Annotated in this window: 17 protein-coding genes and 1 other RNA gene; 11 read left to right on the top strand and 7 right to left on the bottom strand. The window is 32.6% G+C overall.

Annotated features, from left to right (window positions below; genetic code table 11):
- Positions 1-2 precede the first annotated feature (2 nt).
- From mce to Q0C22_RS05960, 4 genes are read right to left on the bottom strand one after another with little or no spacing between them, the layout of a single operon-like run.
- Entirely contained in the window at positions 3-398 is a 396-nt protein-coding gene (gene mce, locus Q0C22_RS05975; protein WP_291492764.1) for a methylmalonyl-CoA epimerase, read from the bottom strand.
- Positions 395-1,357, bottom strand: a complete 963-nt coding sequence (meaB, locus tag Q0C22_RS05970; protein WP_291492763.1) for a methylmalonyl Co-A mutase-associated GTPase MeaB — start codon at positions 1,355-1,357, stop codon at positions 395-397. The genes mce and meaB overlap by 4 nt, the downstream gene beginning before the upstream one ends.
- Complete coding sequence (locus Q0C22_RS05965) at positions 1,323-1,733, bottom strand: cobalamin B12-binding domain-containing protein (RefSeq protein ID WP_291492762.1); 411 nt, start codon at positions 1,731-1,733, stop codon at positions 1,323-1,325. The genes meaB and Q0C22_RS05965 overlap by 35 nt, the downstream gene beginning before the upstream one ends.
- A 10-nt stretch (positions 1,734-1,743) precedes the next feature.
- A complete protein-coding gene (locus Q0C22_RS05960) occupies positions 1,744-3,393 on the bottom strand; it encodes a methylmalonyl-CoA mutase family protein (protein WP_291492761.1) in 1,650 nt (549 codons plus the stop codon).
- 194 nt (positions 3,394-3,587) lie between these two features.
- Here Q0C22_RS05960 and Q0C22_RS05955 point away from each other — a divergent pair, with 194 nt between their 5' ends.
- The 10 genes from Q0C22_RS05955 (at position 3,588) to Q0C22_RS05910 (ending at position 11,129) form a co-directional block, all read left to right on the top strand.
- Positions 3,588-3,860, top strand: coding sequence for a glutaredoxin domain-containing protein (locus Q0C22_RS05955; protein ID WP_025391524.1), 273 nt, complete (start codon positions 3,588-3,590; stop codon positions 3,858-3,860).
- On the top strand, positions 3,857-5,152 hold the full coding sequence (locus Q0C22_RS05950) for a phenylacetate--CoA ligase family protein (RefSeq protein ID WP_291492760.1): 1,296 nt from the start codon (positions 3,857-3,859) through the stop codon (positions 5,150-5,152). The genes Q0C22_RS05955 and Q0C22_RS05950 overlap by 4 nt, the downstream gene beginning before the upstream one ends.
- A 10-nt stretch (positions 5,153-5,162) precedes the next feature.
- Positions 5,163-5,600, top strand: a complete 438-nt coding sequence (locus Q0C22_RS05945; RefSeq protein ID WP_291492759.1) for an ACT domain-containing protein — start codon at positions 5,163-5,165, stop codon at positions 5,598-5,600.
- A 55-nt stretch (positions 5,601-5,655) separates the two neighbouring features.
- A non-coding RNA gene (gene ssrS / locus Q0C22_RS05940) (6S RNA) lies at positions 5,656-5,832 on the top strand.
- Positions 5,833-5,855: 23 nt separating this feature from the next.
- The gene (locus Q0C22_RS05935) at positions 5,856-6,410 is read left to right on the top strand and encodes a 5-formyltetrahydrofolate cyclo-ligase (RefSeq protein WP_291492758.1); all 555 of its coding nucleotides are present in this window, start codon (positions 5,856-5,858) and stop codon (positions 6,408-6,410) included.
- Between the two features lie 2 nt (positions 6,411-6,412).
- Positions 6,413-7,966, top strand: coding sequence for a ribonuclease Y (rny, locus tag Q0C22_RS05930; RefSeq protein ID WP_291492757.1), 1,554 nt, complete (start codon positions 6,413-6,415; stop codon positions 7,964-7,966).
- Positions 7,956-8,735, top strand: coding sequence for a TIGR00282 family metallophosphoesterase (locus Q0C22_RS05925; protein WP_291492756.1), 780 nt, complete (start codon positions 7,956-7,958; stop codon positions 8,733-8,735). The genes rny and Q0C22_RS05925 overlap by 11 nt, the downstream gene beginning before the upstream one ends.
- Positions 8,736-8,794: 59 nt before the next feature.
- Entirely contained in the window at positions 8,795-9,994 is a 1,200-nt protein-coding gene (locus Q0C22_RS05920) for a homocysteine biosynthesis protein (RefSeq protein ID WP_291492755.1), read from the top strand.
- The gene (locus tag Q0C22_RS05915) at positions 9,988-10,698 is read left to right on the top strand and encodes a UPF0280 family protein (protein WP_291492754.1); all 711 of its coding nucleotides are present in this window, start codon (positions 9,988-9,990) and stop codon (positions 10,696-10,698) included. Before Q0C22_RS05920 ends, Q0C22_RS05915 begins: the two co-directional genes overlap by 7 nt.
- Positions 10,699-10,700: 2 nt before the next feature.
- Entirely contained in the window at positions 10,701-11,129 is a 429-nt protein-coding gene (locus Q0C22_RS05910) for an NIL domain-containing protein (protein ID WP_291492752.1), read from the top strand.
- Here Q0C22_RS05910 and Q0C22_RS05905 read toward each other — a convergent pair.
- The 3 genes from Q0C22_RS05905 to pruA are packed head-to-tail and all read right to left on the bottom strand — an operon-like array spanning position 11,121 to position 14,542.
- Entirely contained in the window at positions 11,121-12,011 is an 891-nt protein-coding gene (locus Q0C22_RS05905) for a DMT family transporter (protein WP_291492750.1), read from the bottom strand. The genes Q0C22_RS05910 and Q0C22_RS05905 overlap by 9 nt on opposite strands.
- A 4-nt stretch (positions 12,012-12,015) precedes the next feature.
- Positions 12,016-12,906 (bottom strand): proline dehydrogenase family protein, encoded by an 891-nt coding sequence (locus Q0C22_RS05900; RefSeq protein WP_025391534.1) that lies wholly within the window; start codon positions 12,904-12,906, stop codon positions 12,016-12,018.
- 4 nt (positions 12,907-12,910) lie between these two features.
- Positions 12,911-14,542, bottom strand: coding sequence for an L-glutamate gamma-semialdehyde dehydrogenase (gene pruA, locus Q0C22_RS05895; protein WP_291492747.1), 1,632 nt, complete (start codon positions 14,540-14,542; stop codon positions 12,911-12,913).
- 173 nt (positions 14,543-14,715) lie between these two features.
- Here pruA and Q0C22_RS05890 point away from each other — a divergent pair.
- Positions 14,716-15,220 (top strand): branched-chain amino acid ABC transporter substrate-binding protein (locus Q0C22_RS05890; protein ID WP_291492745.1); only part of this gene is annotated, 505 nt, incomplete at its 3' end.

Here is a 15,220-nt window from a genome sequence, read left to right as displayed (position 1 = left end):
ATTTATCCTCCTTGCACTAGTTCAGTTAAAATAATACTTGATTTTGGGTGCAAAAATGCAATTAGTGTGTTATTTGAGCCTTGTTTTGGTTTTTCGTTAATCATTTTTACACCTTTTTCTTTTAAAGATTTAATTGTTTGTTCTATATTGTCACATTTATATGCTATATGATGAATCCCGGCTCCTTTTGCTTCCAAAAATTTTTTTATTGGGCTATTATCTGATATTGGTTCTAAAAATTCTAAATGAACACCATTACAATCAAATTTAGCGATTTTTACACCTTGATCTTCTACTGTTTCTTCACCTAAGTACTTAAAACCCAGTATATTTTTATAAATTTCTATTGCCTCTCCTAAATTATTTACTGCTATGCCTATGTGATCTATGCTTTTCATATTGCCTCCATTATTGTGTCAATCACAGTGTAAAAATTCAACTCCTTGTTGTAAATTTTTTTTATGGTTGCTTTATCAAAAAAGCTTTTTATGTTTTGGTTTGATAAAATTTTGTCAATCATAGCTTTAGTAAGTGTATCAATAAGCTCTAATTCTATAAAATACTGTCTTTTTTTTGCCAAATTGTTTGAGTTTTTAATAAAATTCAAGTAATTTGATATTTCTTTTTTAAGTAAATCTATGCCACTTTCTTGAAAAGTATTTGTTGCGATCGTTTTTAACACAACTGGTTTGGGCTGTTTTTGACTTAAGTTTGCAATATCAGATATTTCTTTGAAAAGTTTTTGAGCAAAATCTCGATCTGCTTTATTTATAACATATATATCTGCAATTTCCATAACACCTGCTTTCATAGCCTGAATTTCATCACCAAAACCAGGCGCAAATACTAGTACAACGCAATCTGCAACTTTTACTATATCAATTTCGCTTTGACCAACACCAACTGTTTCAACAATAATTACATCAAATCCTGCTGCATCTAAAACCTTAACGGCATCTTTTGTAGCTTGAGATAAACCACCAAGCGCACCACGTGAAGCCATTGATCTAAGATAGACAGATGGGTCAGTAGTGTGATTTTGCATTCTTATGCGATCACCAAGTAAAGCTCCTTTTGTAAAGGGACTGCTTGGATCTATTGCCAAAACTGCAACACTTTTGTTGTCATCTCTAAAAGCTTTAATTAATTTGTCTGTAATTGTAGATTTGCCAGCCCCTGGTGAACCAGTAATGCCAACAATACTTGCTTTTCCAGTATAGGGAAATATTGATTTTAAAAGAGGTTTTTTTGTTTTATAATCATAGTTTTCAATAAAACTTATGGCTTTTGCTATATAGCGTATTTGTTTATTTAAAATACCATCAACCAGTTTTTGAATTTCTTGATTTTGATTCATTTTCAATAAAATCCACAATTGTTTTTATAGATGTACCTGGTCCAAAAATCGCTTTAATACCTTTAGATTTTAAAAATTCGATATCGGAACTTGGGATAACTCCGCCTCCAAAAACAATTATATCATCTGCACCAGCATTGTGCAATTCTTCAACTACTTTTGGAAATAATTCATTGTGGGCCCCACTTAGCAAACTCAAACCTACAAAATCTACATCTTCTTGAACTGCTGCAAGTGCAATTTGTTTTGGAGTTTGCCTTATACCTGTATAGATTACTTCATAACCGTTTTCCTGCAAAGCCCTTGCAATAAATTTAGCACCTCTATCATGACCATCAAGACCTGGTTTTGCTATTAAAATTCTAATTTTTCGCATTTTGCCTCCATTAAATTACTACACTTTCTTTGTACTCGCCAAATTCCTGTCTTAGTGTATCTGCTATTTCTTGCAGGGTTGCGTAATTTTCAACACAATCTATAACGACTGGCATTATGTTTTGATCAGATCTGGCAGCTTCTTTTAGTTGATTTAAACTTTTTAATACTTTTTCATTATCTCTTTGAGATTTAATCCTTTGAAGATTTTTTATTTGTTCATATCTGAGTGCAGGGTCAACTTTAAGCAAATCTTTTGGAGGTTCTTCTTCAATCTGGAAACTATTAACGCCTACGATAATTCGCTCTTTATTTTCAATATCCATCTGGTATTGGTAGGCTGACTCTTGGATTTCTTTTTGAACAAAACCCTGTTCAATGGCGGCTACCATACCACCAATCTCGTCGATTTTATTTATATATTCCCATGCTTTTTCTTCTATAGTATCTGTTAGGCTTTCTATGTAGTATGATCCGCCAAGTGGATCAACAACATTTGCAACACCTGACTCATAAGCTATAATTTGCTGGGTTCTTAAAGCTATGCGAACGGATTTTTCAGTAGGAAGAGCAAGGGCTTCATCCATAGAGTTTGTATGAAGACTTTGCGTACCGCCAAGTACTGCTGCAAGTGCTTGAAGTGTTACTCTTATGATATTATTTTCTGGTTGCTGAGCTGTAAGTGTTGAGCCGCCAGTTTGTGTGTGAAAGCGTAACATTTGCGATCTTTCATTTTTTGCATTAAAACGTTCTTTCATGATTTTTGCCCACATGCGCCTTGCAGCTCTAAATTTCGCTACTTCTTCTAAAATATCGTTGTGTGCGTTAAAAAAAAATGATAGCCTTCCAGCAAAATCATCTACATTTAAACCTTTTTCAATGGCACTTTTAACATACTCAATACCATTTGCTAAAGTAAACGCTACTTCTTGTACTGCAGTAGAACCTGCTTCTCTTATATGATAGCCAGAAATACTAATGGTATTCCATTTTGGCACTTCTTTTGCGCAATATTCAAAAATATCTGTAATAATGCGCATTGAAGGTTTTGGTGGATAAATATATGTACCGCGTGCAATATATTCTTTTAAAATATCGTTTTGTATAGTACCACGCAAAAGTTTTTTATCCACACCTTGCTTTTTGCCTACAACTATATACATAGCAAGCAATATAAAAGCTGTAGCGTTAATTGTCATAGAAGTTGACACTTTATCAAGTGGAATATCTTTAAACAAAGTTTCCATGTCATCTATTGTGTCTATAGCTACACCAACTTTACCAACCTCTCCTTCGCTCATAGGCGAGTCTGAGTCATAACCAATTTGGGTAGGCAAATCAAATGCAACAGATAAGCCTGTTTGGCCCTGCTTTAATAAATATTTATAACGTTCATTTGATTCTTTTGCTGTACCAAAACCAGCGTATTGTCGCATTGTCCAAAACTGGCCCCTATACATGGTAGGATATGGTCCTCTTGTAAAAGGGTACTGACCAGGATACGATAAGTTTTGTTCATAATCTTTTACATCACAATCTGTATATAAATCTTTTACATCAAGATAAGAGCTTGTTTTAAACCTTTCTTTTCTTGTGGGGTTTTTTTTGATGTAAGGTATTAAGGTTTTTTCTTGCCAGTTTTTGTAGCCATTTTCGCTCATCTTGAATCCTCCTTTTTTAATGCTTGCACTAAATTATATACTTAACGTCAAAAAAGTAAACTAAATTTTAACATATATTTTAATTATGCGAAAATTAAAAAAGTTAACAAAATTATTATAAAGTGATAAACTTACACAATTGACAATAGCTACAAAATGTATATATTCTAAAACAAAAAAGGAGGTATTTAAGTATGGATAGTACTCAAAAAGATACAATAAAAAAACAACCACGCGTAGTAGTTTTTTCAACGCCAAGTTGTCCTTGGTGTACAAGAGTAAAGGACTATTTAAGGAAAAACAGTATTAATTTTAAAGATGTAGATGTATCAAGAGATAGAAAAGCAGCTGAGGATATGGTAAGAATGACCGGTCAAACCGGTGTGCCGGTAGTACTTATCGGTTCAAGGGCTATTGTAGGTTTTGATAAAGCAAAAATTGATAAACTTTTAGGGTTGTCTTCATGATATATGATGATGAAATTGAAACTCTACCAAGAGAAGCCCTAGAAGCTCTGCAATTTAAAAGACTACAGCAGACACTAGAGCGTGTATACGCTTTAGTGCCTTTTTACAAAGAAGCATTTAAAAAAGCAAATATTAACCCAAGTGATATAAAATCTCTAAAAGATTTACATAAATTACCATTTACCACTAAGGATGATTTGAGAGAAAGCTATCCTTATGGTATGTTTAGTATGCCTATTAACAAAATTGTTCGCATACATGCATCAAGTGGAACAACGGGTAAACCTACTGTTGTTGGTTATTCTAAAGCTGATATTGAAGAATGGGCTCAATTGATGGCTAGATCTTTTGTTGCTTGCGGTGTAACGGATAAAGATATTATACAAAATGCTTATGGTTATGGTTTGTTTACAGGAGGATTAGGTGCCCACTACGGTGCAGAAAAGTTAGGTGCAGCTGTAATTCCTATATCTGGTGGTAATACCAAAAAGCAAATCATGATTATGGTGGATTTTAAGTCAACTGTTCTAACAGCTACACCTTCTTATGCTCAGCTTCTTGCAGATACAATTGAAGAAATGGGTTTGCTTGATAAGATAAATTTAAGAGTAGGAGTTTTTGGGGCTGAGCCCTGGAGCGAAAATATGCGCCAGAAATTAGAAGAAAAACTTCATATAGATGCTATGGATATATATGGTTTAAGCGAAATAATGGGGCCTGGTGTAGCGATTGAGTGTGAAGCAAAAGAAGGCTTGCATATTTGGGAAGATGCATTTATACCAGAAATAATAGATCCGCAAACACTGGAGCCATTAGAAGATGGTCAGGAAGGGGAACTTGTTATTACAACTATAAAAAAACAGGCTATGCCACTAATAAGATATAGAACAAAAGATATTACAAAAATTATAAAAGAACCATGTAGATGCGGCAGAACTCATAGGCGAATACAAAAAATATTAGGCAGAAGTGATGATATGTTAATTATAAGGGGTGTAAATGTATTTCCAAGCCAGATAGAATCAGTTTTAATGGAAATTGAAGGCCTTGCACCTCACTATCAGTTGATTGTGGATAGAGTCAATAATTTGGATACGCTTGAAGTCCAGGTAGAAGTTGACAGTAAAGTTTTTTCAGATGAGATTAAAAAACTTCAAAGCTTGCAAAACCAAATTCAAAAAGATATAAAGGATCTTTTGGGTATTACAACCAAAGTTACGCTTGTTGAGCCAAGAACTATCCAGCGTAGTGAAGGAAAGGCCAAGCGTGTGATAGATAAAAGAAAAATATAGAGGCAAATCCATGAAAAGATTAAATCAGATTTCTGTTTTTGTTGAAAACAAACCTGGTAGGTTATTGGATGTAGTTGAGGTATTGGGTAATAATAACATTGATATAAAAGCCATAAGCCTTGCTGATTCATCGGATTTTGGTATAGTAAGGTTTATTTGCGAAGATCCGAAGTTTGCGTATGAAATACTTACTAAAAATGGTTTTACTGCAAGCTTAACCGAAGTTTTAGCCATAGCTATAAGTGATAGGCCAGGATCACTTGCAAGAGTATTAAAATCTCTAAAAGAAAGTAATATTAACATAGAATATATGTATGGATTTTCTGCAAAAATAAAAGATTATGCTGTGATGATAATAAAAGTTTCTGACTTAGAAGAAACTATAAAATGTTGTGTTGCAAATAACATACAAATATTATCTCAAAGCGATATTAAAAGCATTGTATGATGTTGAAATTTCTATTATTTTTGCTATAATAGGCTTAGGTTGTTGTTTAATTTAAATTGGCCTTGGGTGTTCGTGATGCATTTTTTCCTTAGAGCCAACACCTAACAATGGGGGGCCAGCATCAGGTAGCCTTGTGGCGCTTGAAAAAGTGCTGCGAAAGGCTATTCTCGAGGCACCCACTTATCATTGCTAGGTTCTAGGAAAATTCCGCACACGGCACCTTAGGCTTTAATATAAATTTTAAAGAAGTTTGTAATGGAAGTTTATAAATATACAAAAAAACAATTAAGGCGTGATGCTTTAAACGAAAGAAAACTCTGTTCTAAAAAATTTGTATTATCAAAAAGCCAGATAATTTCGAAAAAGTTAACAAATTTTCTTAAAAATAAACATATTAAAAATATAGTTTCATATAACCCAATCAATAATGAAGTTCAACCAAACTTTTTCATGATAGGCAATAGCTTTAATATATTTTTTACAAAAATGGAAGGGAATTTTCTACGTATTGCTAGATCAAAAAGTTTTAAAAAAGGTAAATTTTCTGTTTTAGAGCCGTTTTGTGGTATTTTTGCATTTAAAAAAAATATAGATTGTTTTATTGTTCCTGCCCTGGCAGTCGACAAAAGAGGTTATAGAGTGGGATATGGTTTGGGTTTTTACGATAAATTACTTAAAAATTCAAAAGCTTTAAAAGTAGGTGTATGTTTTGATTTTCAAGTTAAAAATTTTTACATTCAAGAAGATGATTTTGATGTTTCCCTTGATTACATAATTACTGAAAAAAGAATTTTAAAGTGTAGGAGATAGGTATGTCAATGATATTATTTAGTATTTTAACATTAATATTAGGTCTTTTAATAGGCTATCTTGGTGTTTATTTTTTGCAAATCAAAAAAAAGGAGTATTTAAAGCAGAAAGCTGAGGATATAATCAAAAATGCAGAAATTGAAAGAGATAACATGCTAAAGAAAGCCGAAATTGATATTAAAGATTACACACTTACAGCAAAAAACCAGATTGATGAAGAAATCAGAGAAAAAAGAAAAGAAATTCAAAAATGGGAAAAAAGACTTCAAATGAAAGAAGAAACTTTAGACAAAAAACAACTTCAACTTGATAGCAAACAGGAACAGTTAAATAAAAAATTGGAAGAACTTAAAGAAAAAGAGCAATTTTTAGACCAGGAAAGTGCTAAACTTACAAGTTTACTCGAAGAACAAAAAAGAAAAATTGAAGAAATTGCTAGAATGACTACTGAAGATGCTAAAGAATATCTTATCAAACAAATTGAAGATGTTGCAAAAAAAGAAGCTGTCGTAAGACTTAGAGAAATCGAAGAAGAAGTTAATGAAAATGCAAAAAAAATTTCGCAGAAAATACTAAGCCTTACCATGGAAAAGATGGCAAGCACGTTTGTAATGGAAAAAACAATATCCACTGTTAGTTTGCCAAATGATGAGATGAAAGGAAGAATTATAGGCAGGGAAGGCAGGAATATTAGGTCATTTGAAAAAGAAACAGGTGTAGATTTAATAATCGATGATACTCCAGAGGTTGTTGTAATATCAAGTTTTGATCCAAAGAAAAGAGAAATTGCTAAAGTTGCTTTAGAAAAGTTGATACAGGATGGTAGAATTCACCCAGCTCGTATAGAAGAAGTTGTTGAAAAAGTTAAACAGGAATTAGAACAGGAGGCTATTGAAGAAGTTAAATCTTTAATATTCGATTTAGGTATTGAAAATTTGCATCCAGAAATCATAAAGCACTTATCAATGCTAAAATACAGAACAAGCTACACACAAAATGTTTTGCAACATTCTGTTGAAGTAGCTTACTTAGCTGGTATTATGGCAGCTGAACTTGGTCTGAATATAAAGCTTGCAAAAAGGGCAGGTCTTTTGCATGATATAGGAAAATCTACAGACCAGGAAATGGAAGGTTCTCATACAACAATTGGAGCAGAAATAGCAAGAAAATACGGAGAAAATGAATACGTTATAAATGCTATCATGTCTCATCATGGTGAGGTTGAGCCAAATTGTGTTGAAAGTGTGCTTGTTTCAATTGCTGATACACTAAGTGCAGCAAGACCAGGTGCCAGAATGGAAGTACTAGAAAATTACATCAAACGATTGGAAGAATTGGAAAAAATAGCTAAAAAATATAAAAATGTAAAAAATGCATATGCAATTCAAGCTGGTAGAGAGCTAAGGGTTATAATTGAAGACCAATTTACAAGCGATAATGATGCATATCTTGTTGCAAAAGAGATTGCAGAAGAAATAAAAGAAAATATGACATATACGGGGCAGGTTAAGGTAGTAACAATTAGAGAACTAAGAGCTGTTGAGTATGCAAACTGAATTTTTGCGCATTTTATTTGTAGGTGATATAGTAGGAGATGCAGGAAGAAAAATTGTTATAGATAAGCTAGGTTATCTAAAGGAAAAATACGCTTACGATATAGCTATAGCAAATATCGAAAATTTAGCAGGTGGTTTTGGGATAACAAAAGAGACATACGAATCGCTTCAAGACTACTTTGATGCATTTACTACAGGTAATCATGTTTGGGATAAAAAAGATTTTCTTATTAATATTGATAATATGAATAAAGTTGCAAGGCCCTACAATATGCCAAATACAAAAGGAAAACCCTATGTTATTGTAGAAAAAAATTACACACAGGTTTTAGTTGCTACATTTTTAGGCAGGATTTTCATGAACCCGGTTGAGAACCCGTTTATTCTTTTAGATCAATTAATTCAGGATAATTTATTGCCAAAAATCAAAATTATTGATTTTCATGCAGAAGCAACAAGTGAAAAACAGGCATTTGGCTGGTTTTGTGATGGTAAAGTTAGCGCATGTCTTGGAACACATACGCATGTGCAAACAAACGACGAAAAAATTTTACCGTGTGGTACAGCATACATTACTGATGTAGGTTTAACAGGATGCCATGGTGGTGTTATTGGCTTTAAAAAGCAAGCAATAATCGAAAAATTTATAACTTATATGCCAACAAGATTTGATGTATGCAGAGAGGAATTGAAATTAAATGCTTGTATTGTTGATATAAATATTTATACAGGTAAAGCTTTGAATATTGAAAAAATAAATGAAGGTTAGACTTGACAAACATATTGGTTAGTAATAAACTAACCAATGATTATTCAAGGAGGTGTCTTGTGGAGTTTAAGGTCAATAAGACAATCGATGAGATAAATGAGAAAATAAAAAGAAAAGAAGTAGTGGTTGTTAATGCAAAAGAAATGATAGATATTGTAAGAAAGCATGGTTGTATAGAAGCAGCTAAAAAGGTAGATGTTGTAACCACAGGCACATTTGGAACAATGTGCTCAAGTGGCGCACTGATAAATTTCTGGCACACAAAACCAAAGATAAAAGCTTCGAAGGTATGGTTTAATGATGTGGAAGCCTATGGTGGCGTAGCTGCTGTAGATTGTTATATTGGAGCAACAGCAGTTAAAGAAGGTGATCCGCTAAACAGTATTTATCCAGGTAGGTTTAATTATGGTGGTGGTCATGTTATTGAAGATTTAATTGCCGGCAAAAAGGTATTGCTTAGGGCAGAGGGTTATGGTACGGATTGTTATCCTGCAAAAGAATTTGAAAAAGAAATTACAATTTCCGATTTAAGGGATGCTACATTATTAAACCCGCGCAATGCTTACCAAAACTATTCTGTTGCTATAAATACTACAGATAAAACAATTTATACATATATGGGTGTATTAAAACCAAATATAAGCAATGCCACGTATTCTTCGGCAGGAGAGCTATCTCCGTTGTTTAACGACCCGTTTTACAGGACAATAGGCATAGGTACAAGAATATTCTTAGGTGGTGGGATAGGTTATGTAATCTACCAGGGTACTCAACATGATCCGGACGTAGAAAGAAACGAAAGGGGTTTGCCAAAATCAGGTGCAGGTACGCTTGCAGTTGCAGGTGATATGAAACAAATGAATACTAAATACATAAAAGGCGCGTCAATTTTAGGATACGGTGTATCTTTAAGTTTGGGGATTGGTATACCTATACCGATAATCAATGAAGAAATGGCTTTTTTTTGCGGTGTTAGCGATGAAGATATACAGGCATATATTTATGATTATGGTTACGATTATCCAAACAAAATTAATAAAACATATGGCCTTGTAACTTACAAAGAACTCAGAAGTGGTACAATCATAATTGACGGCAAAGAGGTACCAACAACACCACTATCAAGCTATTACATGGCACTTGAGATTGCTGAAGAGTTAAAAAAATGGATATTGGATGGTAAATTTTACCTTACCAACCCAGCCTGTTTAATTGGGCAATCAAGTGATTACGAACCACTTAAGTATGTGAAATGTTAAGACTTTATAGGCAAAATATTGTTGATAATTTGTATAATTTTGAAATAACAATAAAAGAAAGCAATTTATTTATAAAAACATGCAAAAATCTAAAAGAAGTAGCTTTTGAAACTCTATACAAAATAAGAAAAGACTTAGAAACCTATATTGCAAAATCAAAAGAATTTCTTACATCACTTACACCATTAAAGCAAGACAAAAACGCCCCATCAATAGTTCAGAAAATGATCAAAGTGTCGCAAAATATCGGTGTTGGTCCAATGGCTTGTGTAGCGGGAGCAGTTTCGCAAGAATTAGGAAAAATTTTATTAAAGCACTGTGATCAGTGTGTTGTAGAAAATGGTGGTGATATATTTTTAAAATTAAATAGAGAAGTAAATTTGGGTTTATATGTCGGTAAAGATGATCCACTAAATAATATAACAATAATTTTGAGGAAATCGGATAAGCCTTATGGCATTTGCACCTCAAGTGCTAAAGTAGGTCCATCTCTATCATTTGGTTCGAGCGATGTTTCGCTTATTATTTCGCATGATGCATATTTTAGTGATTGTCTGGCAAGCGCATGTGGTAATATAATAAATAACGATAAAGATCTTCAAAAAGCAGTTGATCTTGCAAGAAATTTTAAAGAAACGATTGGATGTTGTTTTGTTTGCAATGGCAAGGTTGCTTTTTGGGGTGATATTGAGCTAGGAGGCTAATAGTGATAGCAAAAAAAGTTTTATTAAAATTTTCCAAAAAAGCAGCTGGTAGGCCTATTATTTGTGAACTGTCCAGGAAATATGATCTAACATTTAATGTTATGGAAGCAAAAATCTCTCCTAAAAAAGAAGGCTTAATGATACTTGAACTCATTGGTAGCCAGAATGCTTACAATAAAGGTATTGAATACCTACAAGAAAACGGCGTTGAGATTTCTAGTATCGAAGATAGAGTTTTTAGAGATGATGAGTTATGCTATCACTGTGGATATTGCTTAAGTGTTTGTCCAACTGATGCTCTTATTATAGATGATAGACAAACAATGAAGGTTTCATTTTATAAGGACAAATGTATAGCATGTGAGTTATGTGTTAAAGTATGTCCCACAAAAGCAATGAAAATACGCGGTCTAGATGGTGATTTAATTTGATTTGATGCTTTGAATTAATATACCGCTTGCAATTATACTAAGACCTATAAATGAACTAATAAGTATTTTATCGCCCAAAAATATATGTATATAAACCAAAGATAGAAAAGGTGTTAAATATAACAAATTAGAAACAAGATGCGTTGGAGCTTTTAGTGCTTTAAACCAAAATACATAAGATATGCCATTTATAAAAAAACCATTTAAAAACAACCAAAACAATACATTTATACTTGGTAATTTTATATGTGATAATAGTAAAATAGTTGGTATCATAAAAATAACTGCAGCTAAAAAAAATACTAAAGCCGATACAGTTTGATCATATTTAAATTTTTTACCAAGTATGCTGAATAAAGCAAATACAAATGCATAAAGCAATGCAAGAAAATCTCCTTTGAGGTTAGAAAAATTTAGGTTTGTTAAATTGCCATTTGTTACAATTACAAATATACCAAAGAAACTAATAAGGATAGCGATTATTTTTTTAAAAGTTAAACGTTCTTTTAATATAAAAACTCCTAAAATCACAACCATTATAGGCCAGGTATAAGCAAGCAGAAAAACCTCTTGTGCACCAGCAATGCTAAAAGCTCCATAAAGAATAAGATAACAAAAATAAGCACCCAAAAAGCCTAGTAAAAACATATTTGCATAATCTTTGAATTTGTATTGTTTTAGTAAATGTAATTTGTTCTGAAAAATATTAACAAAAAATAAAACAATAAAAGATATAATACTTGAATAAAAAAGCATTTGGATATTATTTAACTCAACAAGTATTTTTTTTGATACTACAGGAATTGCCGCCCATAATATAATACAAAGCGCTAAATAAAAATATGCACTAAGTTGTTCTTTATATATGTTTATTTTAGACACTAATTTACTCTAAATGTAAAGCAGTTTTAATTATATTCGGATTTTCTTTTAGTCTGCGCTTAGCATATGCTAGCCATTGTTCACCATATGGAACATAAATTCTTAGTCTATGTTTTTTATCTAATATAAATTGTTTTAAGTTTTCGCCTACTCCCAATAACATTTGAAACTCATATTCATCTGGTTTTAGATTATAATCTTTAATAAGTTTCATTGCGTGAAATATAAGCTTTTCATCATGTGTAGCAATACCCACATAAGCTTTTTTCTTGAATAATTCTTCTAAGCAATACTTATAATTTTCTACAATAATCTCTCGATTTTTGTAGGCAATTTTTTCTGATTCAACATAAATGCCTTTGCAAAGTCTTATGTTCATTTTATCATCGGATAAGTACTCAATATCATCTATTGTTCTTTTTAAATAAGCTTGTAAAACTGTCCCTACGTGTTGACCGAATTCTTTTCTCAGTTGTTTGTACATTTCAATAGTATCCGTTGTGTATGGAGAGTTTTCCATATCTATCCGCACAAAATTATCAAGTTCAAAAGCCCTTTTTACTATCTCTCTAATATGGTCAAAACCTAATCTTTTACTTAAAGCAAAGCCCATCTGTGTGGGCTTTAGGGATAAATTGGCATTTAAATTGTTAGCTTTAATTTCTTCGAGTACTCTTATACACTCATTTTTATAAAAAACTGCTTCTTCAATTTTTTTTACATCTTCACCAAGAACATCAATCGTACTCATGATGCCATTTCTGTTAAATATTTTGGTAAGATTCAGAGCATCTTCTAAGTATGAACCTGCAATATATTTTTTGGCAAATATAGAAACGATATTTGATGGCACGTAATCAATTGTATTTGACACAATTGTGTGAAATAAAGACATTATTTTATTCCTCCATCATGAAAGGATATTCAAACATTTGGGGTGGATTAAAGTTTTCTTTTATAGCTCTTGCGCTTGTCCACCTGATTAAGTTTAATAAACTACCTGCTTTGTCATTGGTACCACTTGCCCTTGCGCCCCCAAATGGTTGCTGGCCTACTACTGCTCCTGTTGGCTTATCATTAATGTAAAAATTTCCAGCGCTTTGTTCTAAACTTTCAACAGCAAGATTAATGGCTGCTCTATCTTGAGCAAAAATAGCACCTGTTAGGCCATAAGGGCTTGTTTTATCGCATAGCTCAAGTGTTTCTTCATATTTTGAATCATCGTATAAGTAAAATGTTACAACAGGTCCAAAGATTTCTTCTGTCATTGTTTTAAATTGTGGGTTATCAGTTAAAATAACCGTTGGTTCTATGAAGTAACCTTGAGTATCATCACATTTTCCGCCTTTTAGAATTGTAGCTTCATTTGAGTTTTTAGCATACTCAATATATGAAGATATTTTTTTAAATGCTTCTTTATCAACAACAGCATTCATAAAATTTCTAAAATCTTCTGGACTTCCAATTTTAATTTTGTCTATTTCATGGAATAGATCATCTTTTATTTCATTGTATAAACTTTTTGGCAAGTATACCCTTGATACCGCCGAGCATTTTTGTCCTTGATACTCAAAAGCACCCCTTATTATAGCTGTTATTAAAGCTTTTTTATCGGCACTTTGATGTGCAAATATGAAATCTTTGCCGCCCGTTTCACCAACAATGCGAGGATATGACTTATATAATGGGATATTTTTGGCAATTGTTGACCACATATTATGAAAAGTTTCCACACTACCAGTGAAATGTAGACCTGCAAAATATGGGTTAGAAAAAATGTATTCACCAATTTCAGATCCTTGTGCAGGTAAAAAGTTTATTACACCATCAGGTAAACCTGCTTCTTTTAATACTTGCATAAAAATATATGGGGCATATACGGAACTTGATGCAGGTTTAAATATTGATACGTTACCCATAATTACTGGTGCTGTAGGTAAATTGCCAGATATTGAGACAAAATTAAATGGAGGTGCAGCGAAAATAAAACCTTCAAGTGGTCTATACTGCATAATATTCCACACACCTTTTGGCGAGTAAGGCTGATCTTCATAAATTTGTTGCATGTAGTAAACATTAAAACGCAAGAAATCGATGAGCTCACAAGCTGAATCAATTTCCGCTTGAAATGCATTTTTGCTTATAGAAATCATCGTAACTGCGTTTATCAGGTATCTATATTTAGTACTTAATAGTTCTGCAGCTTTGAGAAAAATTGCAGCGCGTTCTGAAAAATCGTACTTACTCCAGATTTTTGCAGCCTTTAAGCTCTCATTTATAGCCAGGGCTATTTCGTCTTTTGATGCTTTGTAATAGTAACCAAGAAGCTCACTGTGATCATGAGGGGAACGAATTTCTACTTTTCTTTCTGTTTTGTACTCTTTGCCACCAATAATTAAAGGTATTTCAACCCTCTCTGATTTAATTTTTTTTATAGCTTCCTTTAATAATTGCCTGTGAGTTGATCCTACCTCATAATTATAAACCGGTTCATTTAATGCTTGAGGTACTTTAACTTTACAATTTTTCATTTTGAACCTCCAAAAAACTTACTTTACTTTAAATTATATACACTTAATTTTATTAAGTCAAGTAAGTTATAAAAAAAATTTAAAACCACTTGACTATTAAATTAATTTGTGATATTTAGTAAATTTAGTTCTATATTTAAATGTAAAAATTTATTTTATGCAAGGGGGTTTTTATGAAACTAAAAAACCTATTATGGGTAGTAGTTTCGCTCATCTTTGTTTTAAGCTTTAGCAGTTCTTATGCTGCAGGTGTAATTAAGATTGGTGTTCAAGCGCCAATTACGGGTTCTTTTGCAAATGAAGGACAGGGTATTGATAATGCAGTAAAAATGTTGGTTGAACAACAAAATGCAAAAGGTGGTTTGTTGGGCAAAAAGCTAGAGGTTGTTACATGTGATGATGAAGGTACAGCAGTAGGTGGCGCAATTTGTGCAAGAAAACTTGTTAATGCAGGTGTAATTGCTGTAATTGGTAGCTATTCGTCCACTCCAACAGAATCAGCTCAGCCAATCTATGCAAGGGCAGGTGTGTTACAAACAAGCGACGCTACAGCCGATTCTCTAACTAAACGCGGATATTGGACATTTTTTAGAAATTCTTGTCCAAATAGCGCAGAGGCAACATTTACCGCTGATTTTTTAGTTAAAGTTAAACATTTCAAAAGAATACTGGTATTAT

It is taken from the genome of Desulfurella sp. (genome assembly GCF_023256235.1).
Classification (GTDB): Bacteria; Campylobacterota_A; Desulfurellia; order Desulfurellales; family Desulfurellaceae; genus Desulfurella.
Note: the sequence above shows the minus strand (reverse complement) of the source record. Positions and strands in the feature narration are given on the sequence as shown.

What these genes read in the sequence shown, in the direction of transcription:
- Q0C22_RS05955 (WP_025391524.1), top strand. Translation starts at nt 3,588, where the DNA reads ATGGATAGTACTCAAAAAGATACAATAAAAAAACAACCACGCGTAGTA.
- Q0C22_RS05915 (WP_291492754.1), top strand. Translation starts at nt 9,988, where the DNA reads ATGTTAAGACTTTATAGGCAAAATATTGTTGATAATTTGTATAATTTT.
- rny (WP_291492757.1), top strand. Translation starts at nt 6,413, where the DNA reads ATGTCAATGATATTATTTAGTATTTTAACATTAATATTAGGTCTTTTA.
- Q0C22_RS05925 (WP_291492756.1), top strand. Translation starts at nt 7,956, where the DNA reads ATGCAAACTGAATTTTTGCGCATTTTATTTGTAGGTGATATAGTAGGA.
- mce (WP_291492764.1), bottom strand. Translation starts at nt 398, where the DNA reads ATGAAAAGCATAGATCACATAGGCATAGCAGTAAATAATTTAGGAGAG.
- Q0C22_RS05900 (WP_025391534.1), bottom strand. Translation starts at nt 12,906, where the DNA reads ATGTCTTTATTTCACACAATTGTGTCAAATACAATTGATTACGTGCCA.
- Q0C22_RS05965 (WP_291492762.1), bottom strand. Translation starts at nt 1,733, where the DNA reads ATGCGAAAAATTAGAATTTTAATAGCAAAACCAGGTCTTGATGGTCAT.
- Q0C22_RS05935 (WP_291492758.1), top strand. Translation starts at nt 5,856, where the DNA reads ATGGAAGTTTATAAATATACAAAAAAACAATTAAGGCGTGATGCTTTA.
- Q0C22_RS05945 (WP_291492759.1), top strand. Translation starts at nt 5,163, where the DNA reads ATGAAAAGATTAAATCAGATTTCTGTTTTTGTTGAAAACAAACCTGGT.
- Q0C22_RS05960 (WP_291492761.1), bottom strand. Translation starts at nt 3,393, where the DNA reads ATGAGCGAAAATGGCTACAAAAACTGGCAAGAAAAAACCTTAATACCT.
- Q0C22_RS05950 (WP_291492760.1), top strand. Translation starts at nt 3,857, where the DNA reads ATGATATATGATGATGAAATTGAAACTCTACCAAGAGAAGCCCTAGAA.
- pruA (WP_291492747.1), bottom strand. Translation starts at nt 14,542, where the DNA reads ATGAAAAATTGTAAAGTTAAAGTACCTCAAGCATTAAATGAACCGGTT.
- meaB (WP_291492763.1), bottom strand. Translation starts at nt 1,357, where the DNA reads ATGAATCAAAATCAAGAAATTCAAAAACTGGTTGATGGTATTTTAAAT.